Source organism: Thiosocius teredinicola, from assembly GCF_002009425.1.
Taxonomy (GTDB): Bacteria; Pseudomonadota; Gammaproteobacteria; order Chromatiales; family Chromatiaceae; genus Thiosocius; species Thiosocius teredinicola.
In genome coordinates this window covers 685,219-705,546 of the sequence record NZ_CP019936.1, presented here as the reverse complement: position 1 = coordinate 705,546, position 20,328 = coordinate 685,219, and the positions used below count along the sequence as shown (strand labels likewise).

Sequence of the window (20,328 nt, the reverse complement as noted above, 5' to 3'; positions counted from 1 at the left end):
GTGCGCGGCTTCGTCAGAGGGGTTCGGCGAAGAGATCGTGATCATCGTAACCGGTCACCTGCACCTCGATGAAATCGCCGGGAGCGACATCTTCCCATTCGCCATCGATCAGCACCAGACCGTCGACCTCGGGGGCATCCCCGGGGCCGCGCGCAACGATGCGCCCCTGTTCGACATCGTCGATCAACACCAACATCTCGCGCCCAACCTGCATCGCCAGCTTGTTGCGACTGATCTCGGCCTGGATCTCCATGAAGCGTTCCAGCCGATCTTGTTTGACGTATTCAGGCACCGGGTCCGGCAGTTCATTGGCGGTCGCACCCTGCACAGGCGAATACGCAAAGCAACCAACACGATCCAACTGGGCCTGCTGGATGAATTCCAGGAGCTGGTCGAAATCCTGTTCGGTCTCGCCGGGGAAACCGACGATGAAGGTCGAACGCAGCACAAGCTCAGGACAGGTTTCGCGCCATCGTGCAATACGCGACAACACTTTTTCGGTCGCCGCCGGACGCTTCATCGCCTTGAGAATCTTTTCGCTGCCATGCTGTAGCGGCATATCCAGATAAGGCAGGATCAGGCCTTCCGCCATCATCGGAATCAGGTCGTCAACATGCGGGTAGGGATACACATAGTGCAGACGCGTCCATGCCGGCAGCTGTCCCAGTTCACGCGCCAGCACCGATAATCGGGTCTGCAGCGGTTTGCCGTTCCAGAAGTCGGCACGGTACTTCAGATCCACGCCGTAGGCGCTGGTGTCCTGCGACACGATCAACAGCTCGCGCACGCCCGACTCGACCAGCCGTTCGGCTTCGCTCAACACCGATCCGATCGGCCGACTGACGAGATCGCCGCGCATGCTCGGGATCACGCAGAAGCTGCAGCGGTGGTTGCAGCCTTCCGAGATTTTGAGATACGCATAATGCTTCGGCGTCAGCTTGATCCCCTGCGGGGGCAACAGACTGATGAACGGATCATGCGGCGCCGGCAGGTGTTCATGGACTACCTCCATGACCTCTTCATAGGCATGCGGGCCGGTAACCGCCAATACGCCCGGGTGCGCCGTTCTAATCTCATCTGCGCGCACACCAAGGCAGCCGGTAACGATCACCCGTCCGTTGCCGCTCATCGCCTCGCCGATCGCATCCAGAGACTCTTCAACGGCAGCGTCGATGAATCCGCAGGTATTCACCACCACGAGATCGGCATCGTCATAGCTCGGCGACACGCCGTAACCTTCGGCCCGCAGTTGGGTCAGGATGCGTTCGGAATCGACCAGGTTTTTCGGACAGCCGAGGCTGACAAAGCCGATGGTGGGCTCGGACTTGGAACTCATGGCAGGACTGCAGCGATCAAAGCGTCAGTGTATCAACCGCGCCAGTTCACCGCGGTACTTTTTGACCAACGCATGGTCGCTGCCGAGCATATCGAAGATCGCCAGCACACCGCGTCGCGCGACGCCGTCTTCAAACTCGCGATCGTGACGCAGCACCACGATCAGCGACTGCAGCGCCGCCTCGAACCGGTCGTGCTGCACGTGCAGCGCAGCCGCTTCAAGGTGCGCCTGCAGATCGACGGGTTGGGCGTCGAGTCGATCGAATAATGCCTGCTCATCGTCGATACGCTGCGCGAGCGTGATGAGCTCGACGTATGCGCGCAAGGTCGTCAACTCGGCGATCTCACGTGCCTGGGGCGGCAACTTGGCGAGCACCTCGCGGGCTTCGTCGAAGCGCGACAGGCGCACCAGCAGTTTTGCCAGCATGGCCGGGATAGCGAGGTTCTCCGGTTCTTCCGCAACACCTTCGGCCAGTATCCCGACAGCCTTGTCATGCTCGCCCGCGTTCCACGCCTTGGCGGCTGCGACCCTCACCTCGTCGCCCGCCGATGCCAGATGACGGTCTACCATCGCCTTGTAGTCGGCCTCTGCCTGCATGCCATGCATCGCCTCGACAACTTGACCGTTGCGAAACAGTTTGACCGACGGCAGGCTCTTGACCGCGAAGCGACCCGCTATGCCTTTCTCCTCATCGGTATTGACCGTCACCAGCAGGAAACGGCCACGGTACTCGTCTGCCAGCTTCTTCAGCACCTGCTGCTGTCGCAGTGAAGGACCCGCCCACGGCGCCCAGAAATCGACGAGCACCAATCCCTTGCGCGAGTTCTCCAGCACCAGGGCGTCGAAGTTGAACTCGTTCGCGGCAAGGATGAAATTGGCGTCGGCCATCAGTTCAGCAGGTCGACCAGATTGACTCCCGGCGTGCGCTGAACCTCGATTACCAGGGCCTCGCCCAACGCCAGCTCACCGCCCTCGATATGCGGTTTGAGCTGTTCGCAGATCTGCTGGATCAGCAACACGCCTTGCGCATTTCTGTCGTCCAGACCGCCCTGTTGCAGTGCCTTGTCGAGATCGGCCAGGTACTGGCGAAAGGCTGCGCCCTGGGCTGACAGCTCGGCCCGCTTGAACTCGTCAGTGAACGTGATGTGCAGCTCGTAGCTACCGTCGGGCGTGGGTTCTACTACGCCGACTTTGATCGGACCTTCGATGTCCATCGATACTCTCCGGGGACGTCGTACAGACTTTTTTTCGTCATGGATACGAAAGAATAAGGGAATGCGGCCGCAAAATAACCCTGATGGTAGGCTGCGAAAGCGCGCGGGTCACATCACCTGCACCGGCCGGGATCGCGACAAGTTTTGACGCACAGAAACCCCTTTTTGCGGTGGGATTCAGATCGTACGCGACAGCTTAACGTGGATCAGTCAAATAGCCCTGAATTGGTGGATAACACTGTTGTCATCTTGGGAAAGCCATGCCAGTATCAGCAAATACCCTAGGTCTGAAAATTAGTATTTTCTAATTTAAAAACCGAGGGTTACGACAAAAATTAAAAACCACGCAGTGGTTGACGGAGGTACGGGTTGTGAAGTCGTTTCTGAGTTGCACTCTCGGCAAATACTGCAACGATATCCCGGGCATTTGCATCATTCTGCAGATGGTCCTCGTGATCGCGATTACCGGCGTTCTCGGTTACATGTTTGTGACCCAGGAACTGCTCAAGTAGACACCACCGCCGCGGCATGGACAGAACGCGGCTTGACCCCCCTCCTGCCTCGCCTTACAGTCCGGCACTCGCCTGAGGTGCCCTGGACGTCGAACTTCCGCCGATCAGGGTTAAACGGGAAGCCGGTGAGCTGCTCAGCAGCAATGCCGGCACTGCCCCCGCAACGGTGATCGGGTAACGAAGACTGCTTCTCAGCCACTGCGTCACAGACGTGGGAAGGCGCAGCGATCGGCCATAGGCCAACCCGTCAGTCCGGATACCGGCCCCAAGCGCTAAACCATGAAACCGCGGCGGGCGGCTATATGGCAGTCGCTCCGATATCCGTCGCCGGTCCAGCGGACAATCCTGCCTCTGATCTCCCAGCCGCCCAAAATCTGCAGCGCGGTGGGCGCTGCCCCGGGAGAACCATGCTGTACCGCACTATTTTCACTGCCTGTATGTTGAGCTCGCAGGCCACTGCCGAGACCACCCTGCCAACCATCGTGATCAGCGGTGGGCGCACCGCCGAGACCGGGCTGGATATTCCGGCCGCGACCACGATTATCGATGACCAACAGATCGAGGAGAGCGGCGCACGCAATGTTGCCGAGGTGCTGCACCGCATCCCCGGCATTCATGTCGCCGACTCGATCGGCGACGGTGGCAGCGCCAAGATCGACATGCGCGGTTTCGGCAGCACCGCCCAGTCCAACGTCGCCGTGCTGGTCAACGGGCGCAAGATCAACCCGGCGACCGATGGCGCCACCCTGTATCTCAACAGCATCCCGCTCAACAATGTGCAGCGGATCGAGGTCATCGAGGGCAGCGCCGGCGTGCTGTACGGCAACCAGGCGGTCGGCGGCCTGATTAATATCATCACCAAGCGACCTGGATCACGCAGTGGTCACGTGACGGTCGGGGCCGGCAGCTATGACGCCTGGGAGATCGATACCGGCTTCAATCAGCCGCTCAGCGACCGGGTCGGACTGAGCGCCCAGGTACTGCGCCGCGACAGCGACAACTACCGCGACCACAATGCCAGCCGCGTCGAACGTATCGATGCGCGGTTGGAAGTAGCGCACCACGCCGGCTACAGCTATGTCGAAGCCCAACAGTTGAACGACTATGTCGAGACACCCGGCGCCCTGCTCGAGTCCGAACTCGAGGCCGACCGTCGCCAGGCGATTTTTCCCGACGACTACCTGGACACCGACAGCAAGGTGCTGCGACTGGGAACGCAGCAGCAGTTCAGCGAGCACTGGCGACTGGAAGCGGAACTTGCCCGGCGTGACGACCACCGCGACTTCGTGCAGAGCTTTCGCGGCTTTCCCGGCACCGAGTCGACCCAGGACCGCGACGTGTTCGAACTCACCCCACGCGTGATCGGTCGGTTCGACGACACGTTGATCACACTCGGCGTCGACTACCTGGACAGCGAGTACGACCTGCTGACCGCATTCGGCCCACAGGGCAACGACCAGCAGATCGCTTCATGGTACGGCCAGGTCAGCACGCCGGTTTCGCAGACCATCACCCTGACGACCGGGGCGCGCCACGCCCGGGTCGAGAACGACATCGACAACGGCGGCGTTGCCGTGGAATTGGACGACTCGGTGACTGTCGGCTCGATCGGGCTCACCTACCGCCCGACCTCACAATGGCGCGCCTTCCTGCGCGCCGATCAGAACTACCGTTTCGCCAAAGTCGACGAACACACCAATGTTCCCTTCGGTCAGCCGGTGGGCCTCAAGAACCAGCGCGGCGTCTCGCTCGAGACCGGCGTGGCTTACAACAGTGCCGATTTCAACCTGTCGCTGCGCGCGTACAAGTTGCGCCTGAAAGACGAAATCAGTTTCGACGCGGTCACCTTTACCAATGTCAATCTGCCGCGCAGCCGGCGCTACGGCTTCGTTGTTTCGGGTGATGTGGCAATCAACCGGCTCGTCACCGTCGGCGGCGGCTATGAGTACCTGGACAGCGAGATCACCAGCGGCGCCCACAAGGGTTTAGAGGTGCCATTGGTGCCCAAGAACAAGGCCAACGCCTTTATCGAGTATCGACCTACCGCCGACTGGCTGGCGCGACTCGATGTTGAATATGTCGACGACCAGTTCCTCGGGTCGGACTTCACCAACACAGCCGAACCGCTTGAGGAATACACGGTCACGCACCTGGTCGTCCACCGGACCTTCGGCGACTGGCGCTTTTCGGCAAAGGTCAATAACCTGTTCAACGAGCGCTACAGCGAGACGGGAGCCAGCGCTTTCGCCGGTGACGGCTACAACCCGGCACCGGAGCGGAACTTCTGGTTCGGTGTCAGCTACCAGTTCGAGGGATGATCATGGGCGACCGCCTGACGCGGATCTACACACGCACCGGTGACGATGGCACAACCGGCCTCGCCGACGGCACCCGTATAGCCAAGACCGATGCGCGCATCGAGGCCATCGGCACGGTCGATGAACTCAATGCGGCGGTGGGCGTGATGCGCGCACAGTCGCTACCCGACGATATCGACGCGCTGCTCGAGCGGGTCCAACACCGCTTGTTCGATATCGGCGGAGAACTCGCGGTTCCAGGCAGTCAAGCGATCGATGCGCAACATGTCGCGGCATTGGAAACCGCACTCGACCGGCTGAATGCCGATCTGCCGGCGCTGCGCGATTTCATCCTGCCGGGCGGCAATCCGCCGGCCGCAGCGTGCCATGTCTGCCGCACCGTCTGTCGTCGTGCCGAGCGTTGCCTGTTATCGCTGCATCAACACACACCGCTCAACGCAGCCAGCCTGCACTATCTCAACCGTCTGTCCGACCTGTTGTTCGTCATGGCCAGGGTACTGGCGCGCCTGGATGGCAACAGCGAGGTGTTGTGGAACAAAGACCTGCGCTGACGCCCTCGACGCGGCAGCACAACTTGAATTTCGCACGGGTGAAGCGCAACCTTGCCGTCAATACACTCGATAGTGGGAAGGATTGCGCAAGGTGGCTGAGAAACCGGTTGTAGTCATTGGCGTTGGCGAGATGGGCAGTGTGTTTGCGCGCGGCCTGTTGCGCCTCGGTTATCCGGTGTATCCGGTTAATCGTGGTAGCGACATGAAAGCCTTGGCCGAACAATTGCCGAAACCCAAGTTGGTGCTGGTCGCGGTGGGCGAAGCGGCCCTGCAGCCGATGTTGAAGAAGATACCGAAGCCGTGGCGCAAGCGCCTTGTACTATTGCAGAACGAGTTGCTTCCCAATGACTACGCCGACATCAAAAACGTCACGGTCATTTCGGTGTGGTTCGAAAAGAAGATGGGCCAGGATTCGAAAGTCATCATCCCGTCGCCGGCATTCGGACCTCGCGCTTCGTTGCTGGCAAAGGCGTTGGCCACACTGGATATCCCGGTCAAGCTGGTCGACAAGCCACGCGATATGCTGTTCGAGCTTGTCGTCAAGAACCTCTACATCCTGACCAGCAATATCGCCGGCCTGCGCACCGGCGGTACGGTGGGCCAGCTATGGGCGGACCAGCAAGAAACCGCACGTGCGGTAGCCAAAGATGTTATCGCCTTGCAGGAAGCGATGACCGGATCGCGGTTCAACAACGATGAACTGATTGCCGCCATGGTAGCGGCTTTCGAGGGCGATCCGGACCACAAGTGCATGGGGCGCAGTGCGCCGGCACGTTTGGCGCGCGCGTTGGAAAACGGCAAGCGTTTGGGCGTCGAACTCCCGACCCTCGAATCGATCGCACAGGAGCAACAGGCGGTGCCGGCGTGAGCGATCCACAGGAAATCCTGCCCAACTGCGGCGTCACCTTACACCTCTCGATCGCGCTCGAAGACGGCACGGTAGCCATCTCCACGTTCGATGAAGAACCGTTGGAAGTCATCATGGGCGACGGCACCCTGCAACCGGGGTTGGAACTGGCGCTCTACGGCCTCAAGGCCGGTGATGAGCAGACGCTCAACCTGTTACCGGAACAGGCCTACGGTCTGCGCGACCGCAACCTGATCCAGCAGATGCCACGGACCGAGTTCGGTAGCGACTTCGTGCCGGAAAAAGGCCAGATCATCGCCTTTGCGATGCCCAACGGCGACGAGGCCGCCGGACAGGTTCTCAGTCTCGACGAAGGGCATGTCGAGGTCGATTTCAATCACCCCCTGGCGGGCCACGAGATCACCTTCAAGGTCCAGATCCTCGACGTATCGCCGCCGCAGGGTGACGCCAGCGGGCACTAGCCGATTCCCGCGCCGGCGGGCGGCTTGAAATAGCGCCCAGCGGCCGGGACAATCCGCCCATGAATATCCTGCTCGCCAACCCCCGCGGCTTTTGTGCCGGTGTCGACCGTGCGATCGAGATCGTCGAGCGCGCGCTCGATGCCTTCGGCGCACCCATCTATGTGCGCCATGAAGTGGTACACAACCGTTTCGTCGTAGAAAGTCTGCGCGAACGCGGCGCCGTGTTCGTCGACGAGCTCAACGAGATTCCCGATGGCGGCACCGTGATCTTCAGTGCGCACGGCGTCTCCAAAGCGGTGCGTGACGAAGCCGAACGCCGCGATCTGAAGATATTCGATGCGACCTGCCCGCTGGTCACCAAGGTCCACCTCGAGGTCGCCCGGCATTGCCGCCATGGCCACGAGGTGGTACTGATCGGCCACAAGGGGCACCCCGAGGTCGAAGGGACCATGGGGCAATACCGCTGCCCGCGCAGCGAGGCCGGCATCTACCTGGTGGAGACGCCGGCCGACGTTGAGAAGCTGTCAATCAAGAACCCGGAGCAACTGGCTTTCGTCACCCAGACGACGCTGTCGATCCAGGATACCGCGCTGGTCATCGCAGCCTTGCAGAAGCGCTTCCCGAGCATCCAGGGCCCGAAGAAAGACGATATCTGCTACGCCACCCAGAACCGTCAGGACGCCGTAACCCGCCTGGCAGCCCGCTGCGATCTGGTGCTGGTCGTCGGCTCACCCAACAGCTCGAATTCGAACCGCTTGAAGGAGATTGCCGAGAAACAGGGGCGCAAGGCCTTCCTGATCGACGGCCCGGAAGATATCAAGCACGCCTGGCTCAAGGATGTGGAGAATATCGGTGTGACCGCCGGTGCCTCAGCGCCCGAGATCCTGGTTGAAAGCGTGATCAGCCAGCTGCAGGCGTGGGGTGCGGAATCCGTAACGGAAGACGACGGTCAACCCGAGACCGTCGTCTTTGCCTTGCCTAAGAATCTGGTCGTCGCGATGGGCGATGGCCCATCAGCAAGCTGACGATAAGGCTCTATCTGCTACCAGCACTTCGTGTTGGTAGCGTCCTTAACACCCTGATGGTTCAACGTAAACTGCGGGCAATCCGAGTCGTTTGCCTGCGCCGCGCCGCTATCGGCAACCGCAGTGACCGTAAACGCTTGGTTATCCGCACCCAATCCGCCGATCGAAACATCGTAGTAACCCTGATCAGACTTACTGTTGTTCCTGAGCTCGCTCGACACTTGTAGCGATGCTAGGTTGCCCGTGTACTGGCCGTTGATGGAGTAAAAGCGCTCCTGGGCCATGGCGACCGATTCCAACGCCACCTTGGCGTCTGCGCGACGCGTCTTTTGCGTCTGGTTGGTATACAGCGGGTAGGCAATCGCGGCAATGATGGCCATAACGGCCACCACTACCATGAGCTCCACCAGCGTCAAACCTTTCTGTTTCATCATCTCGCAGCTCCTTTACTGCAGACGGATCCAAGATTTACGGCCTCGCGTCTCACCACTCGGCGATTCGGTGGTAACTTCGACGCCGCCTTTCGAACCACTGGCGTACTTGAACTCTTTCGTACCGTCTTCGCTCGAAACAATGCTCGGCGGCTGGGTAATACCTTCTTTCGATTTCTTACCCGACACCGGGATACCCGCAGAACCTGCCGATGACCCCAGATTGTCTTGCGAATCGAACACGCCATCGCCATTCAGGTCGAACACCGGGTAGTCGAACCGTCCACCGGTGGCGGCATCGAGTTCCATCAGCCAACTCTCACCACCGTCTTCACACGCATGGTCGGACGGAATGATCGAAACGAAGATCAGGCGGCCTCCACGAAGAATGTGGCGGGTAACCTGCTTCTCGCCGAAGTCCGGCAGATCCAGGTACCACCCCATGTCGCCGCGCGACGCACTCCAATCCCACGTAGTGAGCTGGTTATTCGAAACCACACGAATGTCATAGGAGCTCACCAACCCGGTTGAGGCGTCCGGCTGACCAGCAGCGGTACGCTTCGACAGACAAGTGACGCCGTCAGTACCCGTAACGCACTGCTTCAACAGATTGTCGCGAGTGATTGCCGGTGTAACTGGTGGCGTGACAGTGCTGGCGCCTACAACCTTCGAGTAGTTGGAGCCGCAACGCGTCAGACGCCCGCCGGTGTTGCCGTAACACTTGTCCCAAACGTCCCAGATACCGTAAACCGACTGCGTATCCGAGTTACCGACGTTGTCACCCACCTTGAAGTAGGAACCGGTACCGAAGTACACCATGACGCCAGGCAGACCGACCGGATGACGGCCGACCTCGATCCGCATCGTGATCGACTGCGGATCCACATTTGTCGGATTGATCGTAGTGGAAGGGTCTGCCGGCGCGGCAAACAGCGGCGCACCGTTGAAATCGGCCTTCCAGCCGTTGATCGACCCGTCCGGGATGAATTTCCACAGGTTGCCCTTGAGGTCGCCGGCATAGATTACGTCGATCTTGTAATCGCCATCGACATCGACAGGCGAAACCGTCGACAGACCGTTGTTGCCGCTTGAATCGACCACCACGCTATCGATGTACGCACCCGTCTGAGCGTCGGCGATGTACAGCACGGCTTTACCCGAGGCACTGGCATAACCATTACCGAATGCCACGATCCATTTGCCTTCGCCGGACTCGTAGTTGAACGCATTCGCACCGCTGTGGTTCTTGACCACAGCAGGGCGACTGTAGGTGTAGCCGAGATCGGCGAAACCAGCGACCGAAGGATCGACCTCCCAGAGGAACAGGTTCGCTGCATTGCCCTCGGAGAAGTTCGACGGATCGGTAACATCGAGTGCGTAGATGCCTCGCCCGCCACCGTTCAGACCACCCACCAGAATGGAGTGCCAATTGTTGTCGCTGAACATCACATCGCCGGTCGTCGGCGTACCGTCGACATAGTAGCGGTGGTTGTAGTTCGGCGACGTCAATTCGTTGAGGTCTGCCATCACCGAGTTCGGAACGAACGCAATTCGCTCGCTGCCGCCGACAACCGGGTCGGGGTCGGCTGCGAAGCCGTGCACCATGCCGTCGTTACCACCGACGTACAGCATCGGCTCACGCCCCGAGCCCGAGCGCATTGCCTGCACCCTGGCTTTGAAGTCACCGTAAGACTCGGCAGAGGAGTTGGTAATCGTGCTCGGACTATTCGCATCCTCGTAACGCTCGACCCAGTTTGGGTAGCCGAAGCTCGGGTCGCCGACATACGCCGGTGAAGAGTTGATCAGGTCGCCGAGCTTACGCAGCCGGTCGCGGAAGGTTCCGCTGTTCTGCACTTCAAGCGCATTGTTGCCGCGCAGGTACTCGACACGATCCTCACCGAGACTGTCACTGGCCAACGTGTCAGGATTGGTATTGAGCAATCCCTGCTGCGTAGCACTGAGCGAACTCCATTCGAACGGAACACCGCCGGATGTCGGATTGTTGGTGATGATCTCTCGCGCATTCCAGGCCACGCTTTCGAGCTTGTCGCCCGCATCCCACGATGGCGTCGAACTCAGGAAGCCGGTCGACGGGATAACCGGGTAGGCCAACAGCTCGCCCGTCCAGCTCGCGCTACTGAAACGTGCCTGATAAATCGTGGTGTCGGTCGAGATACGCTGCGAGTTTGCCGCAGTCGACGACGCCGATGCCTGCGAGCGCGAGACGTCGAGGAATACGGCGGCCAGCGATGTCTCGAGTTCGGCCGGGTTGGTTGAATAGAAGTAGCTGTCGGGTATACCGTCGTTATCCTTATCCCATTCGTAGGATTCGTCCGGGATCTGGTTTGGTGCCGGCGTGCCGACCGGACGCTCACCACCTTGCGCCACTGTGAGATCGTCTTCTTCGAAACCACCCCACTTGGCGGCATACCAAAGCGGATCGTTCAACAGGTCAGCCGGACTGGTTCCGATCGTGTAGGTGACCGATGTCGCCGGTCGGCCAGTCTCACAGTCGATCGAGCCGTTGCTACAGGTCAGCACCCCGGTCGGGTCGGTATAAGCCGTGAAGAAATTGATGCCAGAGTGGGCATGGAAGCCATCTTGCGTGGTGCCACCGATGATGTAGCCGAATGCCATCAGGTTCGGCGTCGAATCGGCGAACGCCGCCGTGGTCACTTCAATGGTCGATGACGTGGCGACATAGCTCAACACGCCCGCCATATCCTGGTCGTAGTCACCACCCTGCTCACTGTCTTCCCAGTTGACGTAGAACTTGCCTTCGTAGACGCCGGGCGATGTCTCGGTATGCGGTTGCACAACCTTGAAATCAACGATTGCGCAGTTGCCGCCAATCGATTCGTTGCGGCAGGCCGGCAAAATCGTGACGATCTGACCGGTAGCCCCAGGCACCGGCACCTCGATCTTCGGTACGGCAGGCGACAGGGTCACACCATAGGTCTTAACCATAATGTCTGCAGTGTTGCCATCGGTGTCCGAGATATCGGTCCGGATCGATGTGGTGCGCGCATAGTGGGCAAGGCCGGCAATATCGAAACCGCCTTCCAGGCGCGGAGCCTCCGGACAGATGCCCCGTGCATCTGACAGGTTGCTCAGGCTCTTAGCCGTACAGATACCGTCGGAAACCGAGGTGCCTTCACCCAGGAAGAAACTGCCACCGGCGATGCTCTCACCGGTACCTACCTTGTCGGTCCAGGTGTCGAGCGACGACAACGACGCCAGATCTGAAACGCCGCCCAGATCATCTCCGTCGTACGACGTGACGCTGGCGTTGAACTGAATGATATTGAGTGGCGCACAGTAGTTTGCCGCGCCCAGCGGGTCGCTCCACGAGCTCGCCGTCACCAACCCGTTGATGTAGCTGCTGTCGTTAGCGTTGAAGTCGGGAGACCTACCGGCAAAATAGCGCAGACTCTCGAGGAATATCTCCGACTGCGGGTTACCCCAGTTCGTGCACCGACCGTTGGGAAAAGAACTCAAACCCCAAGAACAGTTGTCGGACGAGTTGTAATAACCCGGATCGTGATCGTAACCACTGACACGCAAAGAGCTCAGTGCCGCGATGATATTGCCTGCCGCCGGCGCCGCCTTGAACGTACCGTTGGTGGTCACGTTGATCTCGTCGGTCATCGAACCGATGTTCTTGCGCAGGGTACCGCCGGATTTGTTGCGCTGAAAACTACCGGTCATCAACCCGAAGTGGATCTGGCCGTCGTCACCATACTCCTGCAGCAGACCGATAGGCTTGCTGTTGCCATCCGGGTAGACCTTACACTTTTCTTGACCGATAAGGCCCGTACGGCATGCCTCGACGCGTACTACGTAGTCGCCACTGCCGAGCCGGTCATTCGCCCAATCCGGGTTATCGGCATCGGCATTCAGACCGGTGGTGGCCGGGTCGTTGCCGTTGTTGGTATTCGGGTTGGGCGAGTTGAAGATATCAGACTGCAACTCGCTGTGATTGTCCCAGTGACATTGATGACGCTCGTTGGCCGCCCACAACGCGAAGTTGCCGTCTGCGACACGAATCAACGGCGGCTCAGTGCGATCTTCCGAATCGCCGTTTCTTGCATATGTCGTGTTGCACAACGTGATCTCGGAAACGTTGAACGGTGTTAGCTTGCGAATCTCACTGGTGCCGCCGGCATAATACTTTGCAAAGCTGTGCGCATCGCCCGGCAGATAGGCGCGCTCGAGCACGGTCAGTGCAGCGCTGTCGGTCGAACGCAAGCCACCGAACAGGATCTTGCGCACGGTGTCGATACGGCTCATCGTGGCCCAGTTCAGGAAGTTACCACTCCAGTCACCGGATACCGAGCCGCAATATTTATCGCTCGTAACGGCCGCCGGTTCGAAACGGCTGCTACCCGAGCTGTACGAGTAGCACTTGTAGGAATCGAAGTAGCCGTAGTAGTCGATCGAATGGTCGTAGGTGATGTCAATCGCGCCGTCGCTGTCGACATCCGACCAGTCATCGTAGGCCTTGTAGAACAGCTGGTGGTCGTTGGACATGTTGAGCATGACCTGCGCCTCGGCTGATGTAACCAGGAACAAGGGAACCTGGGACAAGCTGCTGGGCGCTACCGCAAAGGCAGTATTCGACGACACGAGGGCGTAACCCATGCCCATCGCCGCGACAATTCCACGCTTCAATCTGTCCATCTTCGAAACCTCAATCGATATCAATCAACGCAACGGTGCTCGAACGCCGTCACTTATCGGAAATACGTACTCTGCAGAACCACATCCGCCGCAGGCGTCAAACCCGTACCCCTGCTGGTCACACGGTAGTAATGTTCCGGCTGTGGTTGGTCCTGAAATCCCACGACCAGACTGCTATCCGGATCCTTTGTCGCGGGCAGCCGCTCCAAGTAGTAGGATGCACCGCCGCTGTTCTCGGGAATCTCGGACGAATCTGTATTGATGGGGAAAGTTGTCGACGCTTCAAGCGGATTAACACCCTGCTGATCGTCGGTGATGTCCCAACTACCATCCGACCCATCGAAGGCCAACGCGCCAAAGGCGCTGGCATCTGCGATCCGGACCTCGCCCGAACGCAATCCCGCCTCGGCCGATTCGAACGCTATGGCCACATCACGGTAGTTGCCGGACATACGTTCGGTAATGAGCGTGTTCTGAATCCCGGCCGTTCCCAGAATGGTCAACACCAGCAGCAACACCAGTGCAACGATAAGGACAGCGCCGCGCTGCTTTGCCATGGTTTTTGTAATTGACGTGATCGATCCCTTCATTTCATCTCTCACATTAGATTGTTGCGCGCCGTCAAGACCGCAGTGAATTCCTGTCGCATCAATCGATCGGCCGTATTGCTCGGCGTGATCGCGGCCGAGCCAACGGGCGAGTAACGGTAACTTGCAAGCGTATCGCTGGCGTTGTCGACACTGTTGACCAATAGCGATACGTTGACACTTGCGACCTGCGTCCAGTCGGTTACGCTAGCCGCATCGCGGAACGAGTCGACACCACCGTCACCATTCGAATCGATACCATAGGTAACCTGCATATCCTCAACACCCTGCAACAGTTCGTCGGGCGAACCGTCACCGGTGGCACGATACAGCGACAGTACGGTAGCACCGCTGGCATTCGTCCAACTCGAGGGAGCAATGAAATAGGTATGCGTCGAAAGCCGCATGACGACCGAATCCGAACCCATCTTGGTCTGAAAGATACCGCCACGGTCGTTGTGCGAACTGGCATGCGCAATCGTGGTCGATGCTGGCGGGCCGGTGGTGACAGAAACAGAACTGGCCTTGAATATCTCGGTATGAACGCAATCGCTGACCACCAAGTAGTCACCCGTCGCGAACGCCGAGGCATCACCCTGCACGACGATCGGCGGTATCGCGCTGACACGCTGCTTGACGTAAAAAACTGCCGAACCGAGCGGGCCCCTGATCTGCAATACGTCGGTCCCGTCCGTCACGGGCTCGCCTTCGATTGTGCGGCCGGACACGTCGTTCTCTCCCGCAACCAACTGCCCGTCGCGGTATTCCCGAACATACGGCAGCGGACTTGCGGCGATCAGTATGGGATCTTGCGAAGAGCTGATACAGCCACCAAAACCCGCCGCGTTGATATCACGCTTGATCGCAGTCACCGCATAGCGACCGCTGTCCTGCAAAGTCGACATACCTTCCTGCATGCGATGACTGGTCTTGTTGCCCGAGAACAGCACCATGACGCCTGCCAACAACAGCAGACTCAGCGCAACGCTGATCATGAGTTCGACCAGCGTCAAGCCTTTCTGTTTGAAACGCAGGCTCATACCGAGCTCCTCATTTTCACTTCAAGCTTGTTCCCGTCACGAGCGTCGAACCACCGGATTTTGACTTCGGCAACACCGGTAGCAGTGACGTCAACCTCGCTTTCACCACCAGGCAGGCGCTCAACAAACGACCGCCATTGGAACAAGTCGCGCTGAGCTACCTGGCCGTTACTGCAATTGAGATTGCAGCCTGGAGAGGTTGCCGTCGTCGCGTAGGCGATGTTGTACGAACCGGCTATCGCGCCATCTCTGTTGGCACGCATGCGGTCCATGATATCCATGCTCAGGGTGGTTGCCTGAGAACGCAGAAATGCGCTGTGATTAGAGCGCACTGACGTGGTCTGCAGACCGGAAAGGCCAAGCAGTCCGATCGACAGCACGATCATCGCAACCAGCACTTCGAGCAGCGTAAAGCCCGACTGTTTGTTAACCATTTTGTTTACACTCATGGACAGGTTTCTCCGTTACCTGGATCGTAACGTCTCATCCGGATCTGTCCGGCGTTGTTCACAGAAATACACCGCGACTGCACGCCCGTCGTTTCCGCGAACGACAGCGAAACGCTCCAGGGCAAATTGGCAACGGGTAAAGCAGCCGCTCCGGTCGAATCGAATCTAATAACCGGCGATGTATCACTCGTAATCGTCGGATTCCCATCGAGCGCCTGCTGAATACGAATGTGTTCCGTCGTAGCGGTTGCACTGTCTACGTAATACACCGTCCAACCGCCATTCCAGTCATTGGTGTTCCCAGTGCATGTCGGCGATGCCGCGGTAGGATTGGCCGTCGGACACAAACTCACATCGGTGGATCGACGCAACGCCTCACTACGCGCCAGTCGCACCGCGGCAAGGAGGCTGTTGGATTGCGTTGTTGCCCGGTTATTGGCCGCAACGCCGGTGAACAGTGGCATGCCAACGGCAACGAGCACGATGGCAACGGCGAGCGTGACCATCAGTTCGATGAGCGTTAAACCTTGTTGTCTGCTTTTCATAATGGCGGTATAGCAACTCTGATTATTGATGTCGCGCCGCGGATGATAGACTGCGGCAATTCCCCGACAAACGGTCGGGACCGCGGCATACCAACACCTTAGCGGCAGAACCTCAATCCTCATGAGCCGAATTCTTGTAGTGGGCGGCGGCGTCATCGGCATGCTCACCGCGCTCGAGTTGAAGACCGCCGGGTATCCGGTGACTTTGTTCGAACGCGGCGACACCGGACGCGAGTCGTCCTGGGCCGGCGGCGGGATTGTGTCTCCACTGTTTCCTTGGCGCTATCTAGATAGCGTCACCGCGCTGGCAAGCTGGAGTCAGACCCATTACCCGGCGTTCTGCGGCGCACTGGCCAAGCAGACCGGCATCGATCCCGAATACACCGAATGCGGGCTGATTCTCGTGGCACCAGAGGAACAGCAAGCCGCCCTCGACTGGGGCCGCCAGCATGCCCGACAACTTGAAGTCATCGATCAAGCCGGCTATCGGGAACTCGAGCCCCAGATCGCCACACCTGCACCAACCGCCATCTGGATGCCGACGGTCGGGCAGGTGCGAAACCCGCGGATGGTCAAGTCTTTGGAAAGCCGCATCCGACAGCTGGGTGTGGAGGTTCGCACCAACGAGCCGGTGCAATCGCTGCTGATCGCGGGCGACGCCTGCAGTGGCGTGGTGACGTCGACCGGAACTCACCAGGGCGATGCGGTCGTGGTCTGCGGCGGAGCCTGGAGCAGAGATTTGCTCGCGGATCTGCCGTCTCCACCCGAGGTGCGTCCGATCCGCGGCCAAATGCTGTTGTTTCGCGCCGAGCCCGGCAGCATTTCGCGCATGGTGCTCGAAGGCAGCCGCTACGTGATACCGAGGCGCGACGGGCGAACCCTGTTCGGCAGCACAATCGAGGATGTCGGATTCGAGAAACAGACCACCGGCGAGGCGTATGACGAACTCTATGCCATCGCGACACAACGCTTCCCGATCCTGAAGACATTCTCCGTAGAGGCGCACTGGGCCGGATTGCGCCCATCGTCGCCCGCCGGAGTGCCCTATATCGGGCAACACCCCCAGGTCTCTGGCTTGTTCGTCAATGCCGGGCATTTCCGCAACGGCATCGTGCTCGGCTTGGCATCCGCTCGCTTGGCGGCGGACCTCGTGATTGAGCGAGCCCCTATCGTCGATCCGGCTCCCTATTCCTGGACCGCTGCCCGCGGCTGATCCCCCCAGCGCTCGCGCGCGCCCCAAACCCCAGCAAAACCGTCGGCTTTAATGCGAATGATTCTTATTGACAATTTCGCACGGCACGCTAGGCTAATCAGCAACCACCCCGTTCGGCCTCAAACGAAGCGGTCGCCGGTGTGATGTGACGCCGCCGGCCGAACGGCCGAGCGAAAAAGTAGCGCCAGCAAGCCGCCTTCCCTACCGCGTGGCCAGCCAGCCGATCATCGATATGCAGCTTTCGAGGTACGACGCATGGCTACGTTTGCAGTTCTTTCCGACCGGGTTCAGCGCCTGGACCAATTGCCGCCCGACGCAATCGAGGAACGCCTCGCCCACCTGATTCGACACTATCTGCAGACCCGTTCGCCGGCGATCGCAGGCTCCGTGGTGCGTCATATCGAAACCTTGTGCGCCCACCCGGCATTCGAAGGTGGCGCAACCGAACTTTGCAGCTATCTGCGACTCAAGACGCATTGGCGCTGGCTGGCCCGCCAAGCCAACGGCACGCTGGAGGCTTGAGCATGTGCGGTGCAAGTAACGAACTTACCGGAAACTGCTGTGCCGGCGGGCCGGCCACACATTCCGAAGCCAACGATCCGGTGCGCTATCTGCTCGAACTGCACGCCGAACCGGCGCGCATAGCGATCTGCGATGTCGACAGCGGCGAGCCACTCGCCGAACTGGCCAGCGACGCAGCACAACGCCTGATTGCGCTCCCTGACGATGAACTGCGGCAACGCAGTGAACAGGTGGCAAACCTGCTCGACGGCGCGCTCGCATCGTCGGTCGGCGACATGCCTACCTTTCCGTTGCGACGCGGGGCCGACGTCATCGGTGACGCGGCTGTCGCCGCCGGCAGCACCAAGAAGACGCGCCGCAAACTCTGGGAGCTGTCGCACAAACTGCATTGCCCGGTCATCGGCACCTGCCTCGACAGCGCGGAGTTGCGCAAGCTGGCGCGGCGCGCCGGCGCCTGGCACGAAGGACCGATCAGCGACTACGAAGTGCACGTGAGCTTCGTCTCTGCCGCCGACGACAAGAACGTGTTGTCGCTCGCGGCCCACAAGGCGCTCGACAAAAAGTTCGCATCGCAAGTCAAACGTTTCGCGCGGGCGAAATCAGCAAACGAGCTGACAGCGTTGTGGGAGGACTCGCTGGGGCGCGGCGATGTGCCCGGCGGCGTCTGGGCCGGTCTCACCCACCCCAACTGCGACGAGGCGCTGCGCGCGCGGATCTTCGAAGAGGTGCACATGCTGTCGCACCAGGTCGGCGCCGGGCAACGCGCCGACCTGAAGAAACTGACCCGTACCGAGGCGGCGTTGAGCAATCTGCAACGCGATTTCGACGCGCTGCATAAGCGCAGCCGGCGACAGCTCGAAGACCGTGAGCAACGGATACACGATCTCGAAAAGCAACAGTGCGAAGACCAGGACTCACTGCGCGCGCAGTGCCTGCAGCTCACCGAACTCAAACAGTTGCTCGGCGTCGTCGAAGATCAGCTGCAGCGCGCCAACAGCAAGCAGATTCAGGCCGAACTCGACCGCGTGACCCAGGAACTCGACCAAGAACGGCGACGCAACGAGGAATGGCGTCGCCTCCACGAATCCACCCACCGCCAGGTCAGCGATCTCGACAAAGAGCTGCGGCAGACCCACGCCGAGCGACGCACCCTCGAATCGCTACTGGCGCAATCGCTGTCGCCGTGTGACCGCTGTGAGTCGGACAGTTGCGAAGACTGCCCCGATCTGGGCGGCCGGCGCATCCTGTGTGTCGGTGGCCGACATCGTCTGATCGACCAATACCGCGCACTGGTCGCTCGCTGCAACGGCCAGTTCGAACACCACGACGGTGGCGTGGAGGACAGCCGCCAGCGCCTCGAAGCCATGCTTTCATCAGCCGACGCGGTGGTCTGCGCCACCGATAGCGTGAGCCATGACGCGTATTACCGCTTGAAACGCTTCTGCAAACGCAACGACAAGCCGCATGTCTTCCTGCGTTCGTCCGGTATCTCGACATTCGCCAAAGCCCTGGAAAACGTAGCGATCCAATAATGAACAAGACACTCAGACTCAGCGACCTCGAACCGGGAGACGACGCTGTCATCATGCATGCCTCAAGCCACTGGACCAGCCGCCGGCTGACGCTGCTCGGGCTGATCGACGGCGCACGCCTGCGACTCGAACTGCGCTGCCGCGACGGCAACCTGGTGGTATCGAGCGAGGACGAGCGTTTCCACATCCCCGCGCGCCACGCGCAGCAGATCTGGGTCGCACCGTTCACTGGGTAGCTTGGGGCTGGGTAGCTCGGGGCGCGAATGCGGATTTCGCATCCGCACGGCCCCTATCGATAACGATCGCTTGCCGACCCGGGCCAGGGCCGGCCGTGCGATGCGCGTAGCATTCCAGCACTGGCAAAACTCGATTGTCTGCCGATATAATGCCGCCCCTCGCAGCCAATGTAGCTCAGTCGGTAGAGCAACTGATTCGTAATCAGTAGGTCGGCGGTTCGATTCCGCCCATTGGCTCCACTTCTCTTTCCGCGTCCGGCGCCCATTCGACCCAGGGGAAACACGCCGATGAAACACGCACTTCGGCTATCCGTCCTGTTTGCGCTTTCGGCCGCACTAGCGATCGTCCGAGCCGGCGATTTCGAACTCGCCGGTCAGGTACAGCGTGTCATCGACGGCGATTCGCTGATCATGGAAATGCGCGGCATCCGCTACCGGATCGAGCTGGCAGACATCGACGCACCGGAACTCAACCAGCCCTGGGGCAGCCTGGCCGCAGACGCGCTGCAGCGCAGTCTCACCGGCCGATTCGTGGTCATCACGGCATCCAGACTAGGCGCCAACGGTGTAGTCGTCGGCACACCGCTCGTCGGCCGGAGGGATGTCGCGCTCGACCTGATCTACGCCGGCCTGGCCTGGACGACGCTACCCGCTCCCGATACCGACGATGAATTTGTACATCCATACATTACGGCCGAACGCGATGCGCGCTGGCTGGGGCGTGGGCTTTGGTCGGACCCTGAACCGATGCCACCTTGGCAATGGCGGCGCCAAATCGGATCGCGGACCGACTGGCCGCAGTAGCCGA

General features: G+C 60.1%; 20 protein-coding genes, 1 tRNA gene and 1 riboswitch. Of the genes, 12 read left to right on the top strand and 9 right to left on the bottom strand.

The annotated features are described in order from the left end of the window. Nucleotides 1-13 precede the first annotated feature (13 nt). From rimO to B1781_RS03320, 3 genes are read right to left on the bottom strand one after another with little or no spacing between them, the layout of a single operon-like run. Nucleotides 14-1,336 carry a 30S ribosomal protein S12 methylthiotransferase RimO gene (gene rimO / locus B1781_RS03330; RefSeq protein ID WP_078118305.1) on the bottom strand — a complete coding sequence of 441 codons (1,323 nt, stop codon included), beginning with the start codon at nt 1,334-1,336 and terminating at the stop codon, nt 14-16. A gap of 24 nt (nt 1,337-1,360) precedes the next feature. Next, on the bottom strand, nt 1,361-2,224 hold the full coding sequence (locus B1781_RS03325) for a tetratricopeptide repeat protein (protein ID WP_078118304.1): 864 nt from the start codon (nt 2,222-2,224) through the stop codon (nt 1,361-1,363). Further along, a complete protein-coding gene (locus tag B1781_RS03320) occupies nt 2,224-2,550 on the bottom strand; it encodes a hypothetical protein (RefSeq protein WP_078118303.1) in 327 nt (108 codons plus the stop codon). Before B1781_RS03320 ends, B1781_RS03325 begins: the two co-directional genes overlap by 1 nt. 371 nt (nt 2,551-2,921) lie before the next feature. Between B1781_RS03320 and B1781_RS23090 the strand changes: the two genes are divergently transcribed. The 6 genes from B1781_RS23090 to ispH all read left to right on the top strand — a co-directional run bounded on the left by B1781_RS23090 (nt 2,922) and on the right by ispH (nt 8,285). Then, nucleotides 2,922-3,062, top strand: coding sequence for a hypothetical protein (locus B1781_RS23090; RefSeq protein ID WP_164513235.1), 141 nt, complete (start codon nt 2,922-2,924; stop codon nt 3,060-3,062). A 58-nt stretch (nt 3,063-3,120) separates the two neighbouring features. Then, nucleotides 3,121-3,344: riboswitch (cobalamin riboswitch) on the top strand. Nucleotides 3,345-3,469: 125 nt separating this feature from the next. Continuing rightward, nucleotides 3,470-5,380, top strand: a complete 1,911-nt coding sequence (locus tag B1781_RS03315; protein ID WP_164513234.1) for a TonB-dependent receptor family protein — start codon at nt 3,470-3,472, stop codon at nt 5,378-5,380. Between the two features lie 2 nt (nt 5,381-5,382). Continuing rightward, a complete protein-coding gene (locus B1781_RS03310) occupies nt 5,383-5,931 on the top strand; it encodes a cob(I)yrinic acid a,c-diamide adenosyltransferase (protein WP_078121905.1) in 549 nt (182 codons plus the stop codon). Between the two features lie 91 nt (nt 5,932-6,022). Further along, the gene (locus B1781_RS03305) at nt 6,023-6,799 is read left to right on the top strand and encodes a ketopantoate reductase family protein (protein WP_334223868.1); all 777 of its coding nucleotides are present in this window, start codon (nt 6,023-6,025) and stop codon (nt 6,797-6,799) included. Then, nucleotides 6,796-7,260 (top strand): FKBP-type peptidyl-prolyl cis-trans isomerase, encoded by a 465-nt coding sequence (locus tag B1781_RS03300; RefSeq protein ID WP_334223867.1) that lies wholly within the window; start codon nt 6,796-6,798, stop codon nt 7,258-7,260. Before B1781_RS03305 ends, B1781_RS03300 begins: the two co-directional genes overlap by 4 nt. A 59-nt stretch (nt 7,261-7,319) precedes the next feature. Then, entirely contained in the window at nt 7,320-8,285 is a 966-nt protein-coding gene (gene ispH / locus B1781_RS03295; protein ID WP_078118300.1) for a 4-hydroxy-3-methylbut-2-enyl diphosphate reductase, read from the top strand. 17 nt (nt 8,286-8,302) lie between these two features. Here the strand turns inward: ispH and B1781_RS03290 are convergent, their stop codons facing one another. Genes B1781_RS03290 through B1781_RS23370 form a run of 6 tightly spaced genes read right to left on the bottom strand, consistent with a single transcriptional unit; the run spans nt 8,303 to nt 16,017 of the window. After that, on the bottom strand, nt 8,303-8,719 hold the full coding sequence (locus B1781_RS03290) for a type IV pilin protein (RefSeq protein WP_078121903.1): 417 nt from the start codon (nt 8,717-8,719) through the stop codon (nt 8,303-8,305). A 12-nt stretch (nt 8,720-8,731) separates the two neighbouring features. After that, nucleotides 8,732-13,396, bottom strand: a complete 4,665-nt coding sequence (locus B1781_RS03285) for a pilus assembly protein (protein ID WP_078118299.1) — start codon at nt 13,394-13,396, stop codon at nt 8,732-8,734. Nucleotides 13,397-13,449: 53 nt separating this feature from the next. Beyond that, nucleotides 13,450-13,986: a pilus assembly PilX family protein gene (locus tag B1781_RS03280; protein ID WP_078118298.1), complete on the bottom strand. Its 537-nt coding sequence runs from the start codon at nt 13,984-13,986 to the stop codon at nt 13,450-13,452. Nucleotides 13,987-13,994: 8 nt separating this feature from the next. Continuing rightward, a complete protein-coding gene (locus B1781_RS03275) occupies nt 13,995-15,023 on the bottom strand; it encodes a PilW family protein (RefSeq protein ID WP_078121902.1) in 1,029 nt (342 codons plus the stop codon). Beyond that, a complete protein-coding gene (pilV, locus tag B1781_RS03270; RefSeq protein WP_078118297.1) occupies nt 15,020-15,472 on the bottom strand; it encodes a type IV pilus modification protein PilV in 453 nt (150 codons plus the stop codon). The genes B1781_RS03275 and pilV overlap by 4 nt, the downstream gene beginning before the upstream one ends. After that, entirely contained in the window at nt 15,469-16,017 is a 549-nt protein-coding gene (locus B1781_RS23370) for a GspH/FimT family pseudopilin (RefSeq protein WP_164513517.1), read from the bottom strand. The genes pilV and B1781_RS23370 overlap by 4 nt, the downstream gene beginning before the upstream one ends. A gap of 139 nt (nt 16,018-16,156) precedes the next feature. Here B1781_RS23370 and thiO point away from each other — a divergent pair, with 139 nt between their 5' ends. From thiO to B1781_RS03235, 6 genes are all read left to right on the top strand, one after another. Then, nucleotides 16,157-17,230 carry a glycine oxidase ThiO gene (thiO, locus tag B1781_RS03260; RefSeq protein WP_334223866.1) on the top strand — a complete coding sequence of 358 codons (1,074 nt, stop codon included), beginning with the start codon at nt 16,157-16,159 and terminating at the stop codon, nt 17,228-17,230. A gap of 255 nt (nt 17,231-17,485) precedes the next feature. Then, a complete protein-coding gene (locus B1781_RS03255) occupies nt 17,486-17,752 on the top strand; it encodes a hypothetical protein (protein WP_078118294.1) in 267 nt (88 codons plus the stop codon). A gap of 2 nt (nt 17,753-17,754) precedes the next feature. Next, the gene (locus B1781_RS03250) at nt 17,755-19,284 is read left to right on the top strand and encodes a DUF2325 domain-containing protein (protein WP_078118293.1); all 1,530 of its coding nucleotides are present in this window, start codon (nt 17,755-17,757) and stop codon (nt 19,282-19,284) included. Then, complete coding sequence (locus B1781_RS03245) at nt 19,284-19,520, top strand: ferrous iron transport protein A (protein ID WP_078118292.1); 237 nt, start codon at nt 19,284-19,286, stop codon at nt 19,518-19,520. Before B1781_RS03250 ends, B1781_RS03245 begins: the two co-directional genes overlap by 1 nt. A gap of 164 nt (nt 19,521-19,684) precedes the next feature. Then, nucleotides 19,685-19,760: transfer RNA gene (locus B1781_RS03240), tRNA-Thr, on the top strand. Between the two features lie 48 nt (nt 19,761-19,808). Continuing rightward, nucleotides 19,809-20,324: a thermonuclease family protein gene (locus B1781_RS03235; RefSeq protein WP_078118291.1), complete on the top strand. Its 516-nt coding sequence runs from the start codon at nt 19,809-19,811 to the stop codon at nt 20,322-20,324. The last annotated feature ends 4 nt before the right edge of the window (nt 20,325-20,328 follow it).